At 44.1% G+C, this 25,255-nt stretch carries 17 protein-coding genes and 1 pseudogene; 14 read left to right on the top strand and 4 right to left on the bottom strand.

Annotation, left to right across the window (positions count from 1 at the left end; genetic code table 11):
- Nucleotides 1-53: 53 nt before the first annotated feature.
- The 5 genes and pseudogenes from HGH90_RS00880 to HGH90_RS31705 form a co-directional block, all read left to right on the top strand.
- A complete protein-coding gene (locus tag HGH90_RS00880) occupies nucleotides 54-3,509 on the top strand; it encodes a SusC/RagA family TonB-linked outer membrane protein (RefSeq protein ID WP_169190141.1) in 3,456 nt (1,151 codons plus the stop codon).
- Between the two features lie 38 nt (nucleotides 3,510-3,547).
- A complete protein-coding gene (locus HGH90_RS00875; RefSeq protein ID WP_169190140.1) occupies nucleotides 3,548-4,987 on the top strand; it encodes a RagB/SusD family nutrient uptake outer membrane protein in 1,440 nt (479 codons plus the stop codon).
- 216 nt (nucleotides 4,988-5,203) lie between these two features.
- Nucleotides 5,204-8,314: a SusC/RagA family TonB-linked outer membrane protein gene (locus HGH90_RS00870; RefSeq protein ID WP_169190139.1), complete on the top strand. Its 3,111-nt coding sequence runs from the start codon at nucleotides 5,204-5,206 to the stop codon at nucleotides 8,312-8,314.
- A gap of 18 nt (nucleotides 8,315-8,332) precedes the next feature.
- A complete protein-coding gene (locus HGH90_RS00865) occupies nucleotides 8,333-9,886 on the top strand; it encodes a SusD/RagB family nutrient-binding outer membrane lipoprotein (RefSeq protein ID WP_169190138.1) in 1,554 nt (517 codons plus the stop codon).
- Between the two features lie 473 nt (nucleotides 9,887-10,359).
- A pseudogene (locus tag HGH90_RS31705) lies at nucleotides 10,360-10,590 on the top strand (IS481 family transposase); the annotation flags it as partial.
- Between the two features lie 190 nt (nucleotides 10,591-10,780).
- Here the strand turns inward: HGH90_RS31705 and HGH90_RS00860 are convergent.
- Nucleotides 10,781-11,824 carry a glycosyl hydrolase family 18 protein gene (locus HGH90_RS00860; protein ID WP_169190137.1) on the bottom strand — a complete coding sequence of 348 codons (1,044 nt, stop codon included), beginning with the start codon at nucleotides 11,822-11,824 and terminating at the stop codon, nucleotides 10,781-10,783.
- Between the two features lie 190 nt (nucleotides 11,825-12,014).
- Nucleotides 12,015-12,287, bottom strand: a complete 273-nt coding sequence (locus tag HGH90_RS00855) for a hypothetical protein (protein WP_169190136.1) — start codon at nucleotides 12,285-12,287, stop codon at nucleotides 12,015-12,017.
- A gap of 461 nt (nucleotides 12,288-12,748) precedes the next feature.
- Between HGH90_RS00855 and HGH90_RS31575 the strand changes: the two genes are divergently transcribed.
- Entirely contained in the window at nucleotides 12,749-13,027 is a 279-nt protein-coding gene (locus HGH90_RS31575) for a hypothetical protein (protein WP_211172564.1), read from the top strand.
- 183 nt (nucleotides 13,028-13,210) lie between these two features.
- Here HGH90_RS31575 and HGH90_RS00845 read toward each other — a convergent pair whose 3' ends face one another.
- Nucleotides 13,211-14,746 (bottom strand): sulfatase family protein, encoded by a 1,536-nt coding sequence (locus HGH90_RS00845; protein ID WP_169190135.1) that lies wholly within the window; start codon nucleotides 14,744-14,746, stop codon nucleotides 13,211-13,213.
- 474 nt (nucleotides 14,747-15,220) lie between these two features.
- On the opposite strand from HGH90_RS00845, the gene HGH90_RS00840 reads away from it, so the two are divergent.
- From HGH90_RS00840 to HGH90_RS00825, 4 genes are all read left to right on the top strand, one after another.
- Nucleotides 15,221-16,255 carry an alpha-galactosidase gene (locus HGH90_RS00840; RefSeq protein ID WP_169190134.1) on the top strand — a complete coding sequence of 345 codons (1,035 nt, stop codon included), beginning with the start codon at nucleotides 15,221-15,223 and terminating at the stop codon, nucleotides 16,253-16,255.
- 1,027 nt (nucleotides 16,256-17,282) lie between these two features.
- The gene (locus HGH90_RS00835; protein ID WP_169190133.1) at nucleotides 17,283-17,969 is read left to right on the top strand and encodes a creatininase family protein; all 687 of its coding nucleotides are present in this window, start codon (nucleotides 17,283-17,285) and stop codon (nucleotides 17,967-17,969) included.
- 10 nt (nucleotides 17,970-17,979) lie between these two features.
- Nucleotides 17,980-18,618 carry a bifunctional 4-hydroxy-2-oxoglutarate aldolase/2-dehydro-3-deoxy-phosphogluconate aldolase gene (eda, locus tag HGH90_RS00830; protein ID WP_169190132.1) on the top strand — a complete coding sequence of 213 codons (639 nt, stop codon included), beginning with the start codon at nucleotides 17,980-17,982 and terminating at the stop codon, nucleotides 18,616-18,618.
- Between the two features lie 26 nt (nucleotides 18,619-18,644).
- Complete coding sequence (locus HGH90_RS00825) at nucleotides 18,645-20,018, top strand: sugar porter family MFS transporter (protein WP_169190131.1); 1,374 nt, start codon at nucleotides 18,645-18,647, stop codon at nucleotides 20,016-20,018.
- A 49-nt stretch (nucleotides 20,019-20,067) separates the two neighbouring features.
- Here the strand turns inward: HGH90_RS00825 and HGH90_RS00820 are convergent, their stop codons facing one another.
- Nucleotides 20,068-20,988 (bottom strand): AraC family transcriptional regulator, encoded by a 921-nt coding sequence (locus HGH90_RS00820; protein WP_169190130.1) that lies wholly within the window; start codon nucleotides 20,986-20,988, stop codon nucleotides 20,068-20,070.
- Nucleotides 20,989-21,138: 150 nt separating this feature from the next.
- Here HGH90_RS00820 and HGH90_RS00815 point away from each other — a divergent pair, with 150 nt between their 5' ends.
- From HGH90_RS00815 to HGH90_RS00800, 4 genes are read left to right on the top strand one after another with little or no spacing between them, the layout of a single operon-like run.
- Complete coding sequence (locus tag HGH90_RS00815) at nucleotides 21,139-21,948, top strand: SIS domain-containing protein (RefSeq protein ID WP_169190129.1); 810 nt, start codon at nucleotides 21,139-21,141, stop codon at nucleotides 21,946-21,948.
- 12 nt (nucleotides 21,949-21,960) lie between these two features.
- Nucleotides 21,961-22,743, top strand: a complete 783-nt coding sequence (locus HGH90_RS00810) for an SDR family NAD(P)-dependent oxidoreductase (protein WP_169190128.1) — start codon at nucleotides 21,961-21,963, stop codon at nucleotides 22,741-22,743.
- A gap of 21 nt (nucleotides 22,744-22,764) precedes the next feature.
- Nucleotides 22,765-24,099 (top strand): FAD-dependent oxidoreductase, encoded by a 1,335-nt coding sequence (locus HGH90_RS00805; RefSeq protein ID WP_169190127.1) that lies wholly within the window; start codon nucleotides 22,765-22,767, stop codon nucleotides 24,097-24,099.
- Nucleotides 24,096-25,088 (top strand): ROK family protein, encoded by a 993-nt coding sequence (locus tag HGH90_RS00800; protein WP_169190126.1) that lies wholly within the window; start codon nucleotides 24,096-24,098, stop codon nucleotides 25,086-25,088. The genes HGH90_RS00805 and HGH90_RS00800 overlap by 4 nt, the downstream gene beginning before the upstream one ends.
- The last annotated feature ends 167 nt before the right edge of the window (nucleotides 25,089-25,255 follow it).

Here is a 25,255-nt window from a genome sequence, read left to right as displayed (position 1 = left end):
AAAAAGTCCAAACCACAAACAGTCATTCATTATTTAAATGAATCCAAAGTTACATGAAAAAATGTAAATGGGAATGTCATGCCCTTGCCTTTCGGGGCAAGGCGTTCAGGAACAATGAAAAAACGGACCATCCGGTGGCTGGAATATCATCATCAATCAAAATGATTAGGCGGTTTACGCCCCTGCAATTTGCACTCATCGCCATCACTGCCACACTGAGCTGGGCTTCGGCAGCAAAGGCCCAGAGCGTCCTGGAGAAAAAGGTCAGTGCCAGCTTTAATCAGCTCCCCCTGTCTGTCGTACTGCAACAACTCGGTAGAAAGACCGGTGTACGCTTTGTCTATAATGATCAGATCCTGGAAAAAAGTAAACCTGTTACCGCCAGCTTCCGGGAATCCACACTGAAACAGGTACTGATAAGCGTGTTGCCCGCAGATCAGGTTAGTTTTGAGCCGGTAGATGATAAATTCATTTTACTAAAGGTAAAACAGCCATCAAATGCCACCGTTAATACCCGCGACATTAGTGCTAAGCCCGTGGTTCAGGGAACCGTAACCGATACATTTACCGTAAAAGGGAGGGTTGTCGACAAGGACGGCACCCCTTTGCCAGGTGCCACTGTTGGTATAAAAAAAACCACACGTGGTACTACCACCGATGCGCTGGGAAACTTTTCCCTGCGCCTGAATGAAGGTGAAATCCTCGAGTACCGCATGGTTGGTTATCAGTCCGGCACCATACAACCCAAACCCGGCAGCCCGGTAAGGATCACGTTAGAATCGGCTGTATCCAACCTGGAAGATGCAGTAGTGCTGGGTTACGGTACCAGCCGCAAAAAAGACCTCACTGGCGCCATTACCACGGTTAAAAGCGACGTATTTAAGAACATACCGGTAACCCGTGTAGACCAGATGCTGCAAGGTAAGGCAGCTGGCGTCCAGGTCATTTCCATCAGCGGGGCCCCGGGCTCGGGAACGTCTATACGTATCCGTGGTGGTAACTCCGTTAATGCAGATAACGAGCCCTTATATGTAATAGATGGTTTGATTGGCGCGGGAGATCTGAACCTGATCAATCCAGAGGATATTGAATCCATACAAATCCTGAAAGATGCCTCCGCCACCGCTATTTACGGCGCCCGTGGAGCCAACGGTGTAATTATTGTGACCACTAAAACAGGAAAAACCGGGGAAGACAAGATCAATATAAACATCTATAATGCCTGGCAACAGGTCCCCAAATATATTGACATGATGAGCGCATCAGATTATGCTAAACTAGCCAACGAAAGTTCTCTGGACTACGGTGGTCCTGTGCTTTATAGCAATCCGGACTCACTGGGCAGTGGTACCGACTGGCAACGCGAAGTATCCCGTTTGGCGCTTATGCAGAACGCTACCCTGAGTACCAGCGGCGGAAAAGACAACTATCACTATTTTGTGTCGGCTAACTACCTTAACCAGGACGGTATTATTATCAACTCCGGCTTTAAACGCTACCAGTTAAGGGTAAATCTCGACAAATATGTAAAGAAGAATGTGAAAGTTGGTGCCATCCTCAATATAGGCCGGTCAGAGATTAAAAACAGTACGGTATCGCTCGGCGGACAAAACTATGGTCAATCGGCTCTCTCTTACAACCCAGCGTCGCCCGTGTATAATCCTGATGGAACTTTCTCCAGTAAAAAAACCAACGACCAGATGGTGTATGATAACCCGGTAGCACAGGGCACCTTACCGGTAGATAATTTCACCAGCAATAACATCATTGGAAACCTGTTTGTACAATGGGATATCATCCCCGGTCTTACTTTCAAATCTCTCTTTGGATCTGAAATGAATTTTGTAAAGACAGAGACCTATATGCCAGGCAGTATGCCCACACGTGCCTCGGACGGAAAAGGCGGGCTTGCTACCGGCGCCTCCCGCAATACCCTGATGTGGCTGAGTGAAAATACCTTCACCTATGATAAGCAATTAGGAAAAGATCATCACATCAACATCCTGGCCGGTACCACTTATCAAACATCCTGCGCCGATACACTTGGCGCCAAAGGAGATAGATATGCCACCGATATCTTTCAATATAATAACCTGGGCGCCACCGATCAAGCGACTTTTCGTGTCGGATCGCAGTTCGAACAGTTTACCATCGTATCTTTCCTTGGCAGAATTAGTTATAGTTATAAAGATAAATACCTCTTTACCCTCACCGGCCGCTCCGACGGCGCTTCCCGGTTTGCTGAAAATCATAAATATGCTTTCTTCCCAGCAGCCGCAGTGGCATGGCGTCTGGAGGAAGAACCGTTTATCAAACGTCTCAACGTATTTGATTACCTGAAACTGAGGGCCAGTTATGGCTACAACGGTAACCAGGCAATTCAAACCTATTCTTCGCTCGCTGCACTCAGCTCGGTAAGTGGGTATATCCTGGGTACCAAGCAAATACTAGGCTATGTACAGTCGCAATTACCCAATCCCAACCTGAAATGGGAAACTACCCGGCAATTTGATTTCGGACTGGAAGTAGGGGTTCTGAAAGGAAAAATCAGCGTTGAGCTGGACTATTATAATAAACGCACCAAAAATCTTTTACTGAGTCAGCAGCTGGCCACCCAAACCGGTTTTGCCAGCAAGATCACCAATGTCGGCGTAGTGGAAAATAGGGGGCTTGAGTTACTCATCAATACGCAAAATATCTCCCATAAAAACTTCAGCTGGGAAACATCCTTTAACATTTCCGGTAACCGCAACAATGTGGTAGACCTCGGGGGCGTGGAGAGTTTTGACCTTGCTGGTATCGGCTTTGGAGGCTACAGCACCGTCAGCAAATTGCAGGTGGGCCATCCTGTAGGCACCTTCTGGGGCGCCACCTATTATGGCGTTCGCAAATCAAATGATATCCCCAAAGGCGCCGTGGACCCAAGTGCGAACCCCAAACTGGGTGATCCGCTATATGCAGATCTTAACGGTGATGGCAAATTTGGCCATGAAGATTTCAGCGAAATAGGCAACGGCAATCCAAATTTTTTTGGAGGTATCGGTAATACCTTCCGTTATAAAAAGCTTTCACTCAATATCTACGTCCAGGGATCCTTTGGCAACGACGTGATGAACCTCGCCGATGATTTCTACAAAACGGGCGACCCCCTCACCAACCAATATGCGATGATCAAAGATCGTTGGTCACCCTCCAATCCCAATTCCAATATCCCCCGTATAAACTCACGGAACTACATTCCATCTACTATGTGGGTATACAAAGGGTCCTTTCTCCGGTTGAAATCACTGAACCTGGGATACAATCTCAGTGGCGCTGAAATGCATATCAAATGGATCAATAACCTGAACGTATATATTACCGCTACCAATTTATTCAATATCACCAACTATCCATATTACGACCCTGAAACCAATTCCTATGGCACCAGTTCTACCCTTCGTGGATTTGACAATACCAATTACCCGCAAAACAGAACCTATGCCATTGGCGTGAATCTTACCCTTTAACCATCGTGTTAGATTGATGATATTTTAAATTGTCACAAATGAAGAAAATACTTTTAATAGCGATAGTATTTACCACTTTTATTTCCTGCAAAAAATCTTTGACGGAGAAGCCCAAAAGTTTTCTGTCTCCGGACCAGTTCTTTAAATCAGACCAGGATGCCATACTTGGCATAAACGGGGCCTATTCCTGGTTGGTCGGCGTTTACCCCAACCGGCTGTTTCAACAGGAGCTGTGGCAAACCCTAGATGAAAATTGCGATGTAATCAGGACACCACACCCAGGGCCTTTAAATCTTACCCCGGGATCGCCAGGTGCTACACCGATAATGTACGGCACTTTTTACAAAGGCATATATGCCGCCAACCTGGTAATTGATAAAGTATCTACATCAACGGCCATTTCAGCGGCCATCAAAACCAGAGTACTCGGAGAAGCTAAATTTCTGCGCGCTATTTATTATTACTATCTCACCGGTTTGCTTGGGAATGCCGTGTTATATACCGAAAATAACTACATGGACATTGAACAATCCAAAGCCTATCCCAGAACACCAGTGGAGGATATACGTAAACAAATGATCGCTGATCTTACGGAAGCTGCTGTCGGCCTGCCAGTTGCCTATGGCGAGTCCGACAACGGCCGCGCTACAAGCGGCGCCGCCTTGACCCTCCTCACCAAAGTATACCTATGGACAAAAGACTACGCCAAAGCAGAGGAAACCGCTGCGAAAGTAAAGTCCTCCGGCACTTACATGTTGTTGCCGGATTATGCATCCGTATTCAGCGCCACTAATGAATTCAATAAAGAATCGATCTTTGAAATAGATTTTCAAACAGACCTGCTAAACAGCTACCAGCACGCTTTTTACTCTCCCAACAACTCCGTGGGGGTGGCGCCGTTCACCAACAAGCCCTGGTATCGCAGCTATGTGCCCTATCATGCTTTCGTGAACAGTTTTGATCCGAAAGACAAAAGAAAGGCTTCCATTATCGCCACTGGTTACAATGGGCAGCCATTTAAACCGGATGCCACCAATAAGGTAGACGTGTGGTTCGGCCCCAAATGGTGGCGCCTCGATGCAGGAGAACGCAACAGCGGCCTGAACATTTATGTGCTGAGATATGCTGACGTACTACTGATGCTGGCAGAAGCCGCCAATGAAAACGGGCATACCAGCGTAGCGTTTGCAGCATTGAATGAAGTAAGGAAGCGGGCCGGCCTCGACGATGCGGCCGGACTTTCGAAGGAACAATTCCGAAATGAAATTTACCAGCAACGTGCCATCGAGTTAGTAGGAGAAGGGCATCGCCGCCTCGACCTGATCAGGTGGGGAAAATACCCACAGGCAGCCGTTACCGCCTCTGCCACCGAAGAACCGGAACTATCTGCTTCTTATAAGCCCTATTATGTGTTGCTCCCTATTCCAGCTACAGAAGTACAGAAAAACCCTGCATTGGGGCAGAATACAGGGTATTGACACGTGCTAAATCAGAAGGGCCACCTTTTCACTACTTATTTTGAAACAACGGCCGGGTATTAAATTGACTGGTTATGAGATAGCTGAATGCTCTACCGGGTCTTACCCTACTTGACAATAAAATCTGGCTGATTTTTAATTTCTTATCAAAGGAAACATATCGCATAAATATTTCCACTATGAGATATCTAATTTTTCATTTTAAACCAGATGCCAATGCTATTTGACAGATTCATCAGTAAACAACTGGTTGGTCTTTTTTTGATCTTCCTGCCTGTAATTGCCGCTGCGCAATCCAAAACTGTAACGGGTACCGTGAAAGACGAAACGGGAACACCTTTGCCCGGGGTGACCGTTACTATTAAGAATGGGAAAACCGGCACCAGCACTGATGCCGCCGGTAAGTTCTCTATTACCGCCGGCAACGGCGCCACGCTCGTGCTTACCTTTATTGGCTATGATACCCGGGAAGTACCACTAGATGGCAGAACGAGCTTCGACGTTTCGCTGAAACCTGTAGCCAAAAACATCAATGAAGTGGTGGTAACAGCGCTGGGTATTGCCCGGCAATCGAAAAGCCTGGTTTATGCCACGCAATCCATAAAAACGGCCGAGCTGAACGAGGTACGTGACGCCAATAATATCCTGAACTCCCTGCAGGGTAAGGTGGCCAATGCCATTATTACCCAGGGTTCCGGCGGACCGGGAAGCGGCGCCAGGATAGTGCTTAGGGGTAACCGCTCCATCCAGGGCTCCAACAATGCCCTGATTGTGGTGGATGGCGTGCCTATTGCCAACCCTACATATAACGTAACGGGCAATACCTTTGGAGGCATACAAGGGCCAGATGGCGCTTCTAACATGAACCCCGACGACATCGAAAACATGACCGTGCTCCGTGGCGCATCTGCGGCCGCGCTGTATGGCAGCCAGGCCGGTAACGGCGTGTTGGTGATCACTACCAAAAAAGGAAATAAGAATGGCTTTGCAGTAAACCTCAACTCTGGTGTTACTTTTGAGAGCGCGTTTTCACTGCCGCAGGTGCAGAATCAATACGGTCAAGGTTTAGGTAATACTATCAACCCAGCGGTAGGCGACAGTTGGGGCCCGAAAATGACAGGGCAGTCTTTCACCGATCATCTGGGCGAGCAGGCTACCTATTCGGCCCAGCCCAATAATATCCGCGGTTTCTTCCGCAATGGTGTGGCACTTAACAATTACGTGGGCATATCGGCAGGTAACGAGAAGATGCAATCGTATTTCTCGTATACGAACAATAGCATAGGCGGCATTGTTCCGGAGAATAACCTCATGCGGCACATCGTGAACCTGAGGATCACCAATCAGATCACGCCGCGTTTATCGACCGATGCAAAGATCACTTACATTAATCAACGGATCAACAACCTGCCGCGGAACGGGGAAGAAAACGCCCCGGTAATTGACCTGTACCAGATCCCGCGAAACGTGAGCCTGGCTACGGCAAAGAACTACCAGAAAATAGGAGACCAGGGCACACCGGTGGCCACTCCGTGGCCTGCCACCCTGGGTTCTATTTATCAGAACCCGTACTGGATGATCTATAATACCTCCATCAATGCATACCGGGATCGTATCATGGGTTTCCTTTCCATGAAATACAGTCTTACAGATTGGTTAAGCGTAACCGGCCGCGCCAATCTGGACAAAATGAATGATCAGCTGGATCAATCGTATATGGAAGGTACTGTGCTGCGTGCAGGATTGGGTACTGGCGGTGATTATTTTCTCAGTAATATCAACACTACCCAGCAATGGTATGATGTGATTTTTGAAGGAAAGAACCGTATTGCAAAAGACCTGGAAGTGAATTACTATGCGGGTGGCATCTTCCGGGATATCAGCAACAAAAATAATTCTATACAGGCCACCGGGCTGCGTGTTCCAAACAGGTTCAGTACTGCATTTGCAAAGGCTCCTTCGCCTACCGCATCTGCCGGAGGCACACAAACGCAATCGCTCTTTGCGCAAGCCACGCTGGGATACAAGAACGCGGTATTCCTAGATGCGAGTATCCGGAACGACTGGGATTCCCGGTTGCCCTCTCCCTATTCTTATGCCTACTATTCTGCTGGAGCTTCCGTGATCATCTCCGACCTGGTACATCTGCCGAAGGCTATTTCCTTCCTCAAAGGAAGTTTGAACTATGCGCAGGTAGGTAATGGCGGCCAGGAACAAATCAGGAATGCCGTTTTTAATTTTACGCAGAGCGCCGGCAACGGGCAGATCAGCCGCAATACAATTTTGCCTATTGAAAACCTGAAACCCGAAATTGTAGGTAACATAGAAGCCAGTCTGGATATACGTTTCCTCGATCAGCGCATCGGGTTAGCCACTACCTACTATAAGAGTAATTCAAAAAACCAATTGCTGTCGCTCAGCGTTCCGGCGGCTACGGGTTACCTGACCCAGTATATCAATGCCGGTAATATCCAGAATACCGGTTGGGAGTTCCTGCTCACCGGCACACCTGTGAGGTCATCGGGTTTTAACTGGGATGTTGCCTATAATCTTTCTTTCAATAATAATAAAGTAATTGCGCTAACGGATAACATCAAAACTTTTTCTATCAATTCAGACGCCCGTGTGGCTACCGTGGTAGTACAAACAGGCAGTAGTTACGGCGACCTGTTCGGCCTCAAATGGGCGACCAATGATGCAGGCCAGCGTATCGTTACTTCCGCCGGGAAGCCGGTGCTGACCACTACCACCGGTTATATCGGCAACTTCAACCCCAGGGCCAGCATGGGGCTTACCAACACGTTTACCTACAAGGGATTTTCGCTGCGCCTGTTGGTAGATGGCCGCGTAGGTGGTACCATCGTTTCCGGAACAGAAATGAACCTGGCCTTCAGCGGTATTCCAAAAGTAACGGAGCAGTATCGCGAAGGCGGATGGAACCTTGGCGGTGTGGACAATAATAAACAGGCTGTTACCAATACCATCAGCGCGGTAGACTTCTGGCAAACCGCCTCCGGTAAGCGTTACGGAGCAGCTGAATTTTTTGCCTATGATGCTACCAGTTTCCGTTTGCGTGAGTTGTCGTTCGGCTATGATATTCCCGTGGCAAATAGTGGCTTTTTCAAAGCGCTCAAATTATCTGCAGTAGCGCGCAACCTGGCGTGGATCTACCGGGGCAGTTCCCTGCTGGACATTCCAGGTTTGGGCAAACGTAAAATGTGGTTCGATCCTGAGCTGAGCCTGGCCAATAGCAATTACCAGGGTGTGGAATACGGTAACCTTCCTTCCACCCGCAGCTGGGGCTTTAACCTGAAGGCAAGTTTCTAAAACCAAAAACTTACGAAAATGAAAAGAACGACCATATATACTTGTTTCCTTCTGCTGATGCTTGCTTCCTGTACAAAGAAGTATGAAGAGATCAATACCAATCCGAATGCGATTGTGAACCCTGGGGCGGCAGAACTGCCATTCCTTTTTACTAGGGCGGAAGACCTGGCCATGTTCAGCACTAGCTACCAGGTAGCGCAAAACCTGAATGCCGACCAGTATGCGCAGTATTTTGCGTGTAATGCTACTTCGTTCCCCTCTGACCGTTATGTGATGCGTTCCGATTGGTTCAACAGTGCGTGGATACGTCTTTATACCGGTGTGGTGCCGCAATTGCAAACCATTTTCAAGCAAACAGACGCTGGTTCTTCGCAATATGCGCTGGCGAATATTGTGTGGGTGCTTGCTTTTCATCGTGTCACTGATTACTGGGGCCCTATTCCTTACTTTAAGGCCGGCGAGCCGGGAACTACTGTTCCGTACGATGCGCAGGATAAGATCTACGATGATTTCTTCAAAAGATTAACCAGCGCAGTGAATGTATTGAAAACAAAGACGGGGGAAACGCCCTTTGGATCTTACGATATCATTTACGGCGGGAAGGTGGACAAATGGATCAAGTTTGCCAACACGTTGCGGTTACGGCTGGCGCTGCGTATATCCAGGGTAGATCCAGCACGGGCCAGAACAGAAGCTGAAGCAGCCTATACGGCTGGTGTGATGAACGCGAGTCCTACCGATGATGCGCTGCTACAGAAAAGCCTGAATGGCAGCGATATTAACGGTCTCTCACAGATGAGCGATTGGAATGAGTTCCGAATGAGCGCTGCAATGGAGTCTGTATTGAAAGGGTACAAAGATCCACGCCTGCCTGTGTACTTTCTACCGGCTACCAATACCCAAACTTTTGAAGGATTACGTAACGGGCTTACCGCTACTCAGCTGACCCAGGCACAGAACACTGCGGCGGCCAATTCACACGTAGGCCCGAGATGGAGCTCAGTGGCTGCCGGTGGTATAAGCGACTTTTTAGCCACGCCGCAGAATGTGATGTGTGCTGCAGAAGCATATTTTCTTCGTGCAGAAGGCGCCATGCTTGGATGGAATATGGGAGGCACAGCAAAAGAGCTGTATGAAGCGGGTATCACGCAATCGCTTAAGCAATGGGGTATTACGGATAATGCCGCTATCCTTGCATATATTAACGGCATCACGCCAGCTGAAGCTCCGGCCGACTTCCTGAATTCGCCGGCGTTGGTGAGTTTTCCGGTAATGTTCGACGTTGCCAACCCTGCTGTGCAAAAGGCGCAGATCTCTTTGCAGAAGTGGCTGGCCTTATTCCCGGATGGCTGCGAGGCCTGGGCGGACTACCGCAGGAGCAAAACGTTCAATCTTTACCCAATTGCCAATTCGGATAATCCGGATGTAACGAGTCCGGCTACACAGTGGATCCGTCGCCTTACTTTCCTGACACAGGAGCAGGAAAACAATGGCGCGGCGATGAGCGATGCCGTGAATCTGCTCAAAGGACCGGATAAGATTACTACGCCGTTGTGGTGGGATAAAAATTAGTGGTGTTATCCATTGGGCGTACCCTGGGCAACGTTTGGGGGGATTAATTTTGCAGGAAAAATCCGATTTATTTTTCAATTACTCCTGAATTTGCCTTTTAAAGTATCAATAGCTCCGTAGTCTGCTATTTGTTAATATTAAGGGTGTGGATAGAAATATTCATTTACAAATAGGGGAAGAGGAAAAAATAGCGGTATGATTTGGAACTAAACAATCCAGGCCTTTAGTAAAACAGTAAGCTTCATTGCTAAACAATACGTCGGCTTGAAAGAATGCCAGAAGTGAAGCAGGATTGCTTAATCATTTTAATTTATCACTCATGGCAGTACTCTTGATAAGGATATCTTCAAGGGTACTTGCCTCGGTGATAGCGACGCAGTAGATATGGCCTGTGACTTGTTTGTGAAAGGCATTGCTTATGTCACTACGCCTCCCTGTTGCTGCATAAGTCACTGATACCCGTTCGGATAATTCCATTCCGAATTCCAACTATTCAAACCGATAACGGGCATGAATTTCAGGCGCAATTTCATTGGCATTGCGAAGATTTGGCCATTCGGCATGTATACATCAAGAAAGCTAGTCCATATTTAAATGGCAAAGTTGATCGGCCCCGTTTGACCGATCAACAAGAGTTTTACCAGCTGCTTAACTACACAGACGACATCAATAAGAAGTTGCAGGAGTGGGAGAATTTTAATAACTGCCGATTGTCCATAAAACTGCATACTAAGTTAAAAAATATCGGGGCAATCCCTCTGCTGTACCCAGCAGGTGTCGTTCCGTTCGACTCCGCTACGCCTCACTTCACTCCACCTACTGGTATTAACTCAATACAGTTGCCTTCTATTTACACAAGAATTTATACTACCGATAATAAAAGGTATTACTTAATTAGTCCTTTTCTTGTGCCTTGTTCGTACTACCCGACGCCTCATAAATTGTATTCAGCAATGATTTGGGTGCTTCTGTTGCATCGAATGAAAGATGCCAGATCATAATACCGGAAGCTTGATCCTTTGCCAGATTGGTTTTATCTTTGATCGTTTGGATTCCGTTATAATACACGGTGTAGCCATCTGAAAGAGTCCATTGATCGGCGAATTCTGCTCCCGGATTAGACGAAACGATATCTCTGTACTTTATGCTGATTGTCGGAGCCCCGGTTTTCCAACCGTACCCATAAAATGGCACCCCAAGCACTAATTTATTAGCGGGGATTTTAAAATTATTCCGAAAGTTATTCAGATCTTTCACTGCACTAGCATATGTAGAGTGGTTGATCGGATTTGGAGTCGTAACTCCTCCATGGTCATAAGACATAATGTTAATGAAATCGAACTGCTCCAGTACTTTTTGTGTTACCACATTTGGCGATAGAGAACCCGGCAATGCGCTGGTAATTAATTTGTTTGCTGACCTTAATGCCTGTGCAAGTTCAATTACAAATGATGTGTAGTTTGTATCGAGATTAGGCAGATCTGAATTTGTCCATATAAAACCAACTTCCAAATCCACATCAACTCCATCCGCATTGGATTCAACTACTCTTGAAACCAAGGTTTTAATAAATGATGATCGTCTATCATTTTTTAAAAGATCATGATATTGTTTTTGATATGTCCCTCCTCCGATGGAATATAAAACCTTTACTCCATGTGAATGGGCAGCACTAATAAATGGCACCAGCGCCCCAAAATTCTGATTAAAATTTCCCAGGTTGTCGGGGTTAACAAAGGACAGATTAATATGAGTAAGCTTAGCGAAAGGTACACTCAATATATTAGCGGCGTTCGTAGCATCGTTGAAAGAATAATATCCGACAATCCTAAATGTGGTGTCTGAAGGTGGACACGGATGTATCTCTTGCAAATATTTGGCACACGAACTAGACAATAAAACTACAAGGACGGGAAAGAAAAAGAAGATTTTTTTCATGTTTGTTATAATTACGATTTAAAAATTATCTCTACAACTATTTTTTGTATTTAGTTTTAAGCTATTAATATTCAATAATTTCTGTTTCCATTTAGATACATTTGAAATTAATAATATCATTTCAGTACCAGACTTATGGTCTACCATCCTGAAAGAAGGTACCCGTTGTATTAGTATACTCTGGAAGGCTTTACCCGCCGGATCGTTTCACCGGGTTGCCGAACGCATCTGCCACCGAATTGTAATTAAAACGTGTGCCGGAAGATGCATACCGCCCCTCATAAGGCGGCTTCACCTTTACGAGGTAATATTTCACCGCCATCCAGCGCTGGTACTGGGGTCCTTTTTGAATAAAAATTTTGTCCTGCCGGGTCATGGTCTGCACCCAGGAAACGCCTGTCGGCAACGGCAAGAGGAGGGCACCCCATAGCTGTACGCCGTGTTTTTTAGAATTCAGTTGCATACAATTGTATTTATGACTACAGAAAGCGGTGCTGCGCCCAAGCGGCCGGCAGCATGTATTTTTAATATAATAGTAATGGATACACGTTTTATATTATTGATTTTGGTTGTTGCTGATTGCTTCTTTGATTGATTCCCTGGCTTGTTACTCTTCGCGGAATATCCTTTCAATGCGGTTTTTCTCTGCGGTTTTCATTGTTCACATTGTACAGGTTTTTTCACAGGCAGATGGAGGAGAATCCCCTTTCATTCATATAGTGGGTATAATGCCGGTGTTACCCCTACTGTTGCCGAAATATTTTTTTGTCACCGCAGTTAATCTTATTTTAACTTTTTCAACCCATATTTTCTCCCACACCCTTTTTTAAACTACTTTTAGCCATCCGCAATTTGTCATTTTAAAAAAAATAGTTTATTTGATTGTACCTATGTATCGCTTCGTGAGCTCTAGTTTTAGTAACAATGGAGAAAAACACGGACGAAGAGCTGTTACAATTGTTGATGCAGGGCAATAAACCAGTATTCCGCCAACTGCATAAAAGATATTGGAAGAAATTACTTGTCAAAGCCTATACGCAGCTGCAGTCTCCCAACAATGACCCGGTGTTGATGGAGCCGCGCCGTCATATACTTGAATACATGTGGGAATGGGGATGGGACAAGGATTTTGGTGGTATTCTGTATTTCCAGGATGTATTTGATAAACCGATACAGGAATACTGGCAGGACATGAAGCTCTGATGAATAAAACAGGAAGAATAACTGCTGCATTGTTGTTCTGGGTAACCGCCCCCTTACTGTCAGATTAAATCGTAGCTATTTCAGTAAATTTGGGTTATACATTATCAGGCAGAAATATGCCATCACTTGCCCGTCAGGTTTTTAAATCTCTCAAGTCCAATGAATTTAATCTGATTACACGATTTATTCATCTTTCCAATTTATTTGCAACCATGGTCCTGACTCATCATTGGATTGTGGTTTACCTGGAGTACTTCGTCCATTTTTAATATAACCTGATAACAATTTGCGATATTCCTTAACAATTTCAGGATGCTCGGCCTGAAGATTATTTTGTTCGCCAATATCATTTTTCAGGTTATATAGTTGAAATGCCGGAAGTTGCTTTAGAACAGCATCATCTTTCCCCTCACGAGGATAGCTCCACCCTCCCGATCCGGGGCATAGCTCTAATTTCCAATCGCCTTTACGAATTGCAAACATTCCATCGATGGAATGATGAACGATTGCTTCACGAACCGGCAAATCTGATTTTATCTTAAGCGCCCGCAAGAAACTGAAACTATCTTCGGCCACATTATCGCCGTAAGTAACTCCAAGTAAATCAGCAATAGTAGCAAAAAAGTCGGTGGTACAAACCAGTTGATCGCTCACTGCTGGCTTTACTTTATCAGGGTACCTGACTATAAAAGGAACGCGGTGGCCACCTTCAAAAATATCGGCTTTAGTACCTCGGAAGATATAGCTCGGATTATGGCCCTTGGCAGACAACTGGATATAGTCGGCCGAAGGGGAACAGCCGTTGTCGCTAGTGAAAATAAGTAACGTATTGTTTGTAATTCCTTCTTTTTCCAATTGTTTACAAATTTCGTGTACAGTCCAGTCAACCATCAGGACAAAATCGCCGTAGGGGTTATCTAAGCCGCTTTTCCCTTTAAATTCGGCAGTAGGAAGTATAGGAGTGTGTGGTGCCGATAATGGTAAATAAAGGAAAAAAGGATTTTTATTATTCGCACACTGGTGTATAAATCCTTTTGCCTTTTCCGTAATTGCAGGTAGTACCCGTTCGTGATTAAAATCATCAGAAGTGGGACCTTTTCTCCAGAAATGCTGTCCAGTAGCTCCTTCTGTGATTTTCGTAGGCACCATTGTCGGCATATCGTTCTCTACCCAAACATAAGGCGACATATCAAGCGACCCACAAAAGCCATAAAAATAATCGAAACCTAACGTAGTGGGCCCATCTAATATCTTTTTAGAGAAATCAACATTGTCAATCCCTTTTTCAATTGAATTCCATGTCCAGCCAAGGTGCCATTTACCAATGCAGCCGGTTTGATATCCATTTTTTTGTAAAAATGAAGCAATGGTTTCTCTTCCCTTCTTAATCAATGGTTGGCTATACCCATACAATACACCACTTTTCAGAGGCGATCTCCAATTGTACCGCCCGGTTAGAATCCCATATCGTGTTGGGGTACATACTGATGAACTGGTATGGGCATCTGTAAATCGAACTCCTTGCGATGCTAACTTATCAATATTAAACGTATTAATTTTTGAATTTTCATTAAAGCAGGACACATCGCCATATCCCAGGTCATCAGCAAGAATGAAGATTATGTTAGGCTTTTCAACTGCGGATTTTTCTTTACTAATTCCTGAACCACTCATTAATAGGATTGCGACAAGTGAATAAAGTAATTGACTATTATTCATAGTGTTTGTTTTTTTGAGGTATATTTATCAGTTTAGCATCAATATAAAAAAGTTTCTTACAATTTTCTATAAAATATTATTAGGCAATCTATTTTCTATTTTCAATTCTATGATTAGCTGCCGTATTTGTTAATATATTCTTTTGAAAACAACTCTTGACCGTTAAGAAAACGTAGTGATTCGATTAGCGGCATATTTCCAAAATGGGTTTATCCCTGTAGATTTACGTTGATTATGAACGAGTAGTCTCGTGGTGTGTAGGAAAAATTTGATCTTTGAAAAATAGTTATGTTGGCGGCTTGGGCACTTTGTCCGGGACTGCTTGCTTAAGTTGTACAGAGCTGCCGGCAACAAATTATACCTAGTTATGGCTTATGATGTAGCGCATAACATCATGCAATATAGTGCAAGGGCCGATCGTCCCATCAAAGACCAGCGTATTGGCTGGATCAATGAGCGGGTAAATCTCAGTGATTGAATCTGGTCAATGTACGGGTGACTGGCAAGCCTAATGTGGAGTTGGTCAGGAGAACGTTTGCTGCAAAAATGCATAAAGAAAACGGGGGCTGGCAGCAAAATTCTATTGAGGCCGCCTGCCTTGGGTTGTCGGAAGACGCAAAGAGAATGATTGTGGAAAGCTTCCCAAAATGGGACACCGGCTCCGGTTGGGGACTGGGCGCTGAGGAAATTGTGGCCGATCGTTTCCGGGAATGCTGGGCTACATGGACCATTTTATGGGATGGTGGTAATGACGGCATGCAACTGGCATTGAAAAAATTTGACCGTACCCGTTACCCTGTTTTTCCGGAAAGGGATATGTTCATCCTTAGTAACACATGGGGCCCTGCAAACCCTGACGGAGCAAGATTTACGGAAGAAGACTATTTGATGAAAGAAATACCGGCCCTGGCAGATGTAGGGGTGGAAGTAATGCAGATCGACGATGGCTGGCAAAAGGGAGGGCGCTTTGGAGATGCCAGGGATTTTGAACCCCGTTACAAAGATGGGTGGGAAACAATTAAAGCACAGGCCGATAAATTCAATCTTCGTTTCGGGCTTTGGGTAACAGCAAAGTATTGTACAGCGGAAGAAATGAAAAAAAATATTGATGCTTTGGGATTTATTTCCTGGAAAGTGGACTTTGATCAATTGCATGATCGCAGAGATTATGAAGACCGGATAAGAAAGTACCGGGATGTGATGAAGTATGCACCCATGAAAACACAATTCACCCTATGTCCCGAATACGATGATCCCCGTTACGGCTGGTATTATTGTAAAGAATATGGAAGCATTTATTTTCAAAATATACAGGAAAGTTTGCCGGCACATTTAACGATGGTTCCTTACCAGGTGTTGCGCCAGCATTGGTTAATGGCTAAGTATTTCAACAGTAATAAATTACAGGTATTGCTGCAAAATCCAAAGCGTTCTAACGCCGAACGAAGCGATGCACCGCAGTATAGTCATTCCTATACCTTTGCCATGGGCATGCCCTTTGTGCCGTAGAAGAAGATATAAAAGGTGGATAAGGGAGACCATAAAAGAGTGCGTGGAAGGCCGGTACAACACTGTATCCGACCCACCAAATGAACAGGAGTATTTATTCTTTCGTAAAGAGATTGCCGGGGTGTTTAAGGTCTGATTGGTAACTTTACATGCCTGGTTAAAAGACGGGCTCCCTTCGCATAAACAGGGTGGCAGAAGGTATTTTTTTAAATCAGAAGTTATCTCTTTCTCGAAGGATAAGGATAAAAAAGATATACAGGTCGGCCTGTCAAATTCATAGCCCGGTTCATTCACCGGGCTTTCTTGTGTGATATAGAGAGTACCTAAATACTCCGTTTATCCAACAGAGCATAACAGAGTGACCATTAGATCAATCTAAAAAGATTGTTCATCTATCCTTTAACAGTTCCAAATTATTTAGGAGAAATTGTCGCTTCAGCATGTAACGACTAAACTCGTAGATATAGTTCTTTAAATAAGCCGCCAGAGGGTTGTTTGCAAATTATTGAAAATAAAAAAGGCCCGCAATTGCGGGCCTTTATAAATAGTTGATAATCAAGGTGCCCAGAACAGGAATACGTATATTGTTGAAAGCCGATGTTTTGTGGGCTATGCTTGTCAAAAATGTGTCAATGAATCTAAATTTGCCGGTTCGTTACACTTTTGCCCTATATCACTTTGAATATAGAACTTTTCCTTGTATTTTTTTCTTTTGAAATTCAGCCGCTGGATTGCAGACAGTTGCGGGTGGGCTTATGCATGAACCGTCTAAGAGATAACTCAAGGATATATGATGTGCACTGTAATCTTGTTTAAGCGGGGCTAAATATCAATCGCAATAATTTCAACGGCTCGAAATGCCTAATGTAGGATAATCCATCTTTTATGCCGTATTGTATATTTTTTTGGCTTGTATGTAACCTAATTTAGGTACATAGTTTTTAGCAACAAGGCGGTGATATTTTAAACTAGTTTCCTTGTAGCTGTAGAGAACGTTATACAAAATAGTCAATTAAAGTACATACTTATGAAAGAATGGCTACATCTTACTTCCGATGAAATAGGTCAGTTAGATAGAAATCTGCCGGTAGTTATTCCCCTTGGACTTATTGAAGCTCATGGGCCACACCTCGCTGTTAGTGTAGATATTGATTCTGCCAATTACTTTGCAAGAAGGGTATGTGAAGAGACTGGCGCTATCCTTATTCCGGCCATCAATTATGGTTTTGCCGATGAAATGGCAGAGTATGCAGGAACACTTGGGCTTACTGCAAACACGTATTTACAGGTGATTGAAGATGTATGTCTGGCACTCTGCAAAAAAGGGTTTTTAAAAGTGATCTTTATTACTGGCCATGGCGCCAATAAAGTTCCCTGTGAGCTGGCGTTTTACAAAGTATGGGCGCAATATCCATCCTTTAAAGGAGTGTGCTGGAACTGGTGGAGCGATTGCGGGATTGAGGGCATTCATCACGCTGATAAGGGTGAAACGGAAGTAGCTGTAGCAGTGGGGACAGTTACTTATATGGACAGGGTAAAAGATTTTACCGTGAAAAAGCCCTGGTACAAAATCAGATCAAGATTTGAACTGAATGCTGAATCCGGTGGTATCAATGGAAAACCCTCAGAAGCAGATATGGAGAATGGAAAGTGTGTAGTGGAAAGAGCTGCGTCGGCTTTGATAAAAAAAGTTAAAGAGGCTATGGAGGATTAAATCAGGAATTATGTTGAATCATTTGTTTACGCATCAATTGATGCCTGCTGTTACATTTAACAGGGAAGAAGATGTATTGCCCGTAACAGAGGCCATACTAGATGGCGGATTAAATGTAATGGAAGTTACTTTTCGTACCGAAATTGCAGCCAAAGCAATCAAAATGATACGGAAACAATTTCCTGAAATGCAAGTCGGGGCGGGTACATTGCTTTCATCCGAACAGATAGACCTGGCCTTGAATGCAGGCGCATTTTTTGGCCTGGCGCCGGGGCTGACCGCCAGTGTAGTGAAATATGCAGCCGAAAAATCGTTCCCTTTCATTCCCGGCATTATTACGCCATCGGAACTTGAAAGTGCATTGGCACTGGGCTGCCGTGTTTTAAAACTTTTTCCTTGTGATTTGACGGGCGGCGCTTCGCTGATTAAAGCATTGCAGGCGACTTATGCACATATGGGAGTAAGGTTTATTCCAATGGGCGGCATTAATCTTTCAAACCTGCGTGAATATACAGACCTTGATATTGTGCTGGCAGCAGGTGGCTCATGGATTGCTCCTGGTGAAATGATTGCGCAAAAAAGATATGATCAGATGCTGGAAAACGTAAAGCGTTCTATTGCTATTACCAGTACAAAGAACGCGAAATAATTGTTTCATTGTATAACAGACACTTCATGGCTTATGTCGCAATTTCGACACTGGAAAAAGACACTACAAAAGCGGATATCAACAAAAGATATGTCTTTCTTGTTTGTACCATCACTGCACTTGGTGGCGTAATGTTTGGATTTGATTTGGTGACTATTTCTGGCGCCATCCGGTTTGTGGGGAATCATTTCCAATTAAGTGACTACGAAAAGGGATGGGCAGTGGGTTGTATCAATTTAGGTTGTATCATTGGGTCGCTGCTGGCTGGCAAGCTGAGTGATAGTTGGGGAAGAAAGAAGCTGTTGATTTTTTGTGCCGTTCTTTTTGCTGTTACTGGTGTTGGAACTGGCTTATCTGTAAATTTTAATATGTTTGTTGCTGTGAGGATACTGAGCGGTATAGCGGTCGGTGCTGCTGCTCTTGTGTGCCCCATGTACACAGCTGAAATTTCTCCTGCTGATTTGCGTGGCCGTATGGTTTCATTTTATCAGTTGGCCATAACCGTTGGTATTTTGCTGGCCTATTTATCTAATTATTTATTGTTGAATACTGGTACGAACAACTGGCGATGGATGTTTACAGCACAATCGGTGCCTGCCTTGTTTTTTTTTGCAGGGCTTTTGCTGGTAGCTGAAAGCCCCCGCTGGCTTATCCGGAAACACAGAATGGAGGAAGCAACAAAAATATTGACGAAGATAGGAGGAGAGAATTATGCAGAACGACAGGTAGCATTTATCTCCAATAGCTTTTCTCAGGAATTGAAAGAGCGGTTCACGGATATCTTAAAAAAGGAAGTTGGGCCGATTATAGGTATAGGATTGGTTATCGCCATCTTTTCGCAGGCAGTAGGGCAAAACTCCCTGTTTTCCTATGCCCCGGAAATATTCAGGCAGACGGGCATGGGAGAAGAAACTGCTTTTATCCAGTCGTTTATTGTCGGTATTATCAATTTTATTTTCACTTTCATCGCGATTTCATCGATAGATAAAGCCGGTAGAAGGACGCTATTGCAAGTTGGTTCACTATTGTTGTTTGCTGATGCCCTATTGCTGGCCGCTGCTTTTTATTTTCAGTGGGGCGGTGTGTGGACACTTGTGTTTGTTTTGGGGTTCATTGCCGTATATTCTTCCACAGTCGGACCGGTAACATGGGTCGCGCTTTCAGAGATTTTCCCCAACCGCATTCGTGGCAATGCCATGTCGACCGCTACAGTTGCATTATGGCTCACCAATTTTTTTACCACGGCCGCTTTCCCGGTATTAAAAGGGAAGGTAGGTTTGCCGGGTACCTTTATTATTCATGGGGCTATATGTTTCATCTACTTCCTGTTCATCCAAAAGAAGATACCGGAAACAAAAGGTAAATCGCTGGAAGAAATCGAAAGAATGTTAGCGAACTAATGATTCCGGGGCCATGAGAAAGAATACAAGGTATTCTCTTGTGTATTTTTTATTGCTGCTTTTCCTTATCTGTTTGATAAAGAAACTCGTTTATATATTGCCGCGGTGAAACACCCATTTGCTTTTTAAATAACCTTGAAAAATAATAGGGATCGTCAATGCCAATCTTCGAACCAATCTCGCTGATCGTATATTTTCTGCTGTGAATGAGTTGGATAGCTTTTTGTGTTTTTAAAAAATTGAAATACGCAATGGGAGAGTAGCCCGTACTTTTTTTGAAATTTTTAAAAAAAACGGTGGATGAAACACCAATCTCCCTGGCAATTATATCAACAGATAATTGCTCTTCAATATGCTGTTGCATATAGGCAATAGCATTGTTGATATAGTTATTATCGATGGCAGGTGCGGGAGATAGATTAGTAAAACTTTCAGGAGATATAAAGGTGCCAAGATAATTTGGTAGTACCAGATTTGCATAAAGCAAATTCGGGACGCTGAAACCCTTAGATAAGGTATTTAATATTTGATGGAAAAGTTTAACCCTTTCTTCAGAATATACTGTATGTATCGGCACTTGTTTTGTGTTTAATCCGATCGCTTCCATTAATTCTCCTACGTTGTTTCCGGATATATGCATCCAGAAGATACTCCACGGCCTGTCTGCAGAGGCAGCATAACTATGTGCAATATATTGGGGAAAGAAAAATGCATCGCCTGATTTTAGGACGAATTTCTTAGCGCCAATTTTAATCCATCCTTCTCCATCATAACAATGTAAAAAAACGGCATACGAATACTTGCGTGCTTCGCGGGAATAATAGTGATTCACTGCATTGGGGAAGTGACCCATGCGATTGATAAACAGGTGTTTTATTAGAGGTAAACGGCGGCATTGCGATATGACGTGCTTCGGAAAGGCAACTACCTGTCCACCTTCAGTATTGAATACGGATGTCTTGTATTGCATGTCTGTTATAATAAGTTAATCCCAGTTAACAAAGGTAGGATAATCCATCTTTAATATCGTATTGTATATTTTTTCCAGAAGCACCTTACTTAATTTCGAAGAACGCAATATTCACCAAAATTTATTTTTTATTTCTTAAACAAACCTTACATGAAGCTAACCTTTCCATACCAGTTGAAAACTATACAAGATAAAATAATACAGCAGGAAGATACCTTGAAAATAGTGGCCGGTTTGTATGCTGATGCAATGGAGCATGGAGGATTAATACATGTTTATGCTAATGGACATTCCCGTGTTGCAGTTGAAGAGCTTTGTATTCGTATGGGAGCTTTAAGCGGTTTTAGGGCTATTCTGTCCACTGGGTTGACCACATTTACCGACGTAGTGGGTTCAAATGGCTTAAGACTAAATCAGTTTTTTGAAAAAGTGGAGAAAAGCGGTGCAGAACTGTTAGATGAAATTGATTTCGGGCCACATGATGTAATGCTGGTTGTTACGGCTACAGGCACTACTGCTGCCGCTGTGGATATTGCACTTGAGTTCATGAGGCGGTATCCTTCACTTCCATTGGTAGCTATTTCGTGTGCCGAACAGTCGAAAAATACACCCATTAAACATAGCTCAGGAATGAACTTATGGCACATTATACAACAGGCAAATAAGGGATTCTTCATTGACAACGCGATGCCTGTGGGAGATTTGAGCACGGATGTCAAAAGCGACACTCAGCATTACAGAATTTGTCCATTAAGTTCTGTTGGTGCACTTACCGTAATTCAATCATTGAATGAACTTACTTTACAAGCACTCACAGAAAGGGGGGTATCACATCATGTGTTACAGAATATGCACCTGAATGATACCGGGGTGAATTATGAATCCTGGCTTAGGGATCAGCGCAGGAGATATGCAAAGGCTACCTACAATGATGCAGCTTTGATACCTGAAAAGAATTAATACAAGGGGGAAATGAGGGGAAAAGTATATATAGTTACGGGTGCCTCCGGCATTGCAGCGGCAACAATAAAGCTACTGCTTAAAGCAGGTGGCCATGTGTTTTATATTGGCAAAGAGTCTGACCAATGTGAATGCTTGCAGAAAGAAATTAATTCAATGAAGCTCAGCGTTGATTACATGACCGGTGATTTAACTGATGAGCGCATTGTTGATACACTGGTGTCATCCTGCGTAAAAAAATACGGACGTATAGATGGACTGTTTAATGTAGCGGGTGTAAGCGGCAGAAAGTTTGGAGATGGTCCCTTGCATGCATGTACACTGGAAGGATGGGAAGAAACTTTAAGAATTAATCTGACAACTCAGTTCCAGATGTGTAAATATGTATTGAATGAAATGCTTTTACAGGAACCCGATGGAAAAGGAAGGAGAGGGGTCATACTGAATATGTCGAGTGTATTAGCTTTTTCTCCCGAAGCAAATAATTTCAGTGCAATAGCGTATGCAGCAGGCAAAGGGGCCATTATCAGTATGACGAAGGCTGCTGCTGCTTTTTATGCTAAAGACAACATCAGGATAAATGCGATAGCACCTGGGCTGGCATTGACAAAAATGAGCGAAAGAGCATCAGAGAATGAAGCGATTGTTTCTTTTATGAAAACCAAGCAACCGCTGGCAGGCGCTGTTATGGATGTAATGGATGTAGCAAAAGCAGCCACTTTTTTACTAAGTGAGGCGGCCTGCATGGTTACAGGTGAAACGCTGGTTGTTGATGCAGGCTGGAGTATTTCATAATCACAAATTTTAAAAGTAGAAATGAGTGTGATAAATTATGCCAAGGGCATAGAAGTAAAAGATCCGTATGATGTAATAGTGGTAGGTGCTGGTTCCGCCGGTTCCACAGCGGCAATCGCAGCGGCCAGAATGGGCGCAAAAACGTTACTCATTGAACGATTACCTTTTTTAGGTGGTATTAGTACAGCTGTGCTGGATACATTCTATGGTTATTACACACCTGGTAAACAAGCAACAAAAATAGTTGGGGGGATTGCCGATGATGTAGTGAAAGAACTGAATGTTTACAATGCCTGTTTTGAAAGACCTAATACTTTTGGCGCCGGCACAGGGATTACTTATCATCCCGAATATCTGAAAGTTGTTTGGGAAGCACTGGTTGCTAAGGCGGGTTGCCATATACTTCTGAATGCATGGGTGCAGGATGTAGTGAAAGAAGATGGCCGTATTACAGGATTAATAGTGTCAACAAAAATTGGCCAGGTATATTATACCGCCAAACAATTTATTGATACCACTGGGGATGCGGACATTGTTTATTTAGCCGGATTCGATTATGAACTGGCGGGAGAACTGGAGCCGGCGCAAACATTGACTACCACTTTTAAAATGGTGAATGTTGATGCGGCAAAAAGAAAGGCGGTTTCCAAAGAAGCGTTTCATCAATTAATGGAACAGGCCGCTGAAAGTGGAAAATATGATTTACCAAGGAAAGAAGGAAGCGATCATATTACCCCTGTAGATGGAATGATGGCTACCATAATGACCCGTTTAAAGTCGTATCAGGTAACGGACGGGAAAACGATTAACGCCACTGATCCTGAATTTCTTAGCAGGGCTGAAATGAAAGGAAGGTTGCAGGCATTGGAATACATCCGGTTCCTGAAAGATTATGTGCCGGGGTATGAAAAAGCAGCACTTTCTACGTTTGGTATACAAATCGGCATCAGGGAAACCAGAAGGGTATATGGTGAGTACAGATTGACGGAGGAGGATGTATTGTTGGCCAAACAATTTGATGACCAGATTGGCTTGTGCGGTGCGCCAATGGAGGACCATCATGATGGAGAAGATACAAAATGGAAATACCTCCCTGAAGGAAAAACGGTCGGTATCCCATACCGTACATTGATTCCACGAAATACCAGGAACATATTGGTTGCTGGCAGATGTTTCAGTGCCAGTCATGTTGCGCACAGTAGCGTACGTTCCATGGCCCAATGTATGGCGATGGGAGAAGCTGCAGGCGTTGCATCTGCATTATGCGCAGAGAAGAATATTTCGCCGGTGGCACTTGATACCAGATTATTAAAACAATATCTCCTGCAGCAGGGGGCAATTATTAAAGCGCCATGAAAGAACAATACATAGTAGCATTTGATGCCGGGGGAACCAGGTTAAAAGTGGTTGTGATGAATATGGACGGACACACACATAAAGCTTTTTATACTCCTTCTTATGCCAGTGCGGGGGCGGAAGCTTTATTTAACACCATGCTGGTGACGGTTGAAAGCATAAAACAGGAACTGAATGGCGAATTAGCAGGCATAGGACTTAGTCTTTCAGGCGTCATTCATCCGGATAAAGGAGTAGTGTATCTGCCGGGAAAATTTAAAATGCTGGAAGGTTATCCTTTGGTGGCAAAGTTAAAAGAGGTTTTTAAGGTGCCTGTTATTGCGGATAATGACGGACGTTTGGCGGTATATGCCGAGAAATATGCAGGATTAGCAATGGACCATGACTGGGTGGTTGGGCTGACCATTGGCACAGGAGTGGGCTCAGGTGTTATTATTGACGGGAAAATGTTAACAAATCGCGGCCTGCAGTTTGGCGTGCAGGTTGGCCATCTTATTCAAAATTCTTCAGGTAACCTGTTTTGTTTAACAGGGAATTATGGAACGGGAGAAACACTGTGTTCCGCAACGGCCCTTGTATTACAAGTAAGGGGTGCCATTCAGAGAGGCATCACCAGTATATTATCAGATGACTATTTTTCTGATCCAATATCCATAGATTTTGAAAAAATCATTAACGCCTGCCGTAGTAAGGATGCACTCTGTCTTCGCGAATTAGAAAACTGGAGCAATAACCTGGCAAATTTGATTGTAAATGCTGTTCATGCCTATTCGCCGGAGATCATCATTTTAGGTGGTGGTGCCACGCTGGCTGCAGACTTATTCCTTGATCATGTACAGGCAGCAGTGAATAGGCAGGTATTTCGTTACCCTGTAGGCGAACCGGTTCCTATTGTTATTTCAAACATGCAGGAGTTTGGCAGTGCCCGAGGAGCAGCTCTTTTTCTGAAGCACAAATTGCAGGCGGATGTAAAACTGCTTGATGCATAACTGCATAGTTAGGCATTCAAGTTTGTAACCCATAAGTATTTCAAATTTATTTAGGAGCACGGGATTCTCATCATTGCTAATAGCCCCTCTGATTTTTAACTAAAAAGGATTGCCTATGAACAATAGTATTTAGACGAAGAAGTGGGAGAATGCGGTAACAACCTCCC

Source organism: Chitinophaga sp. Ak27, from assembly GCF_012726295.1.
GTDB lineage: Bacteria > Bacteroidota > Bacteroidia > Chitinophagales > Chitinophagaceae > Chitinophaga.
This window is presented reverse-complemented; position numbering and strand designations above follow the sequence as displayed.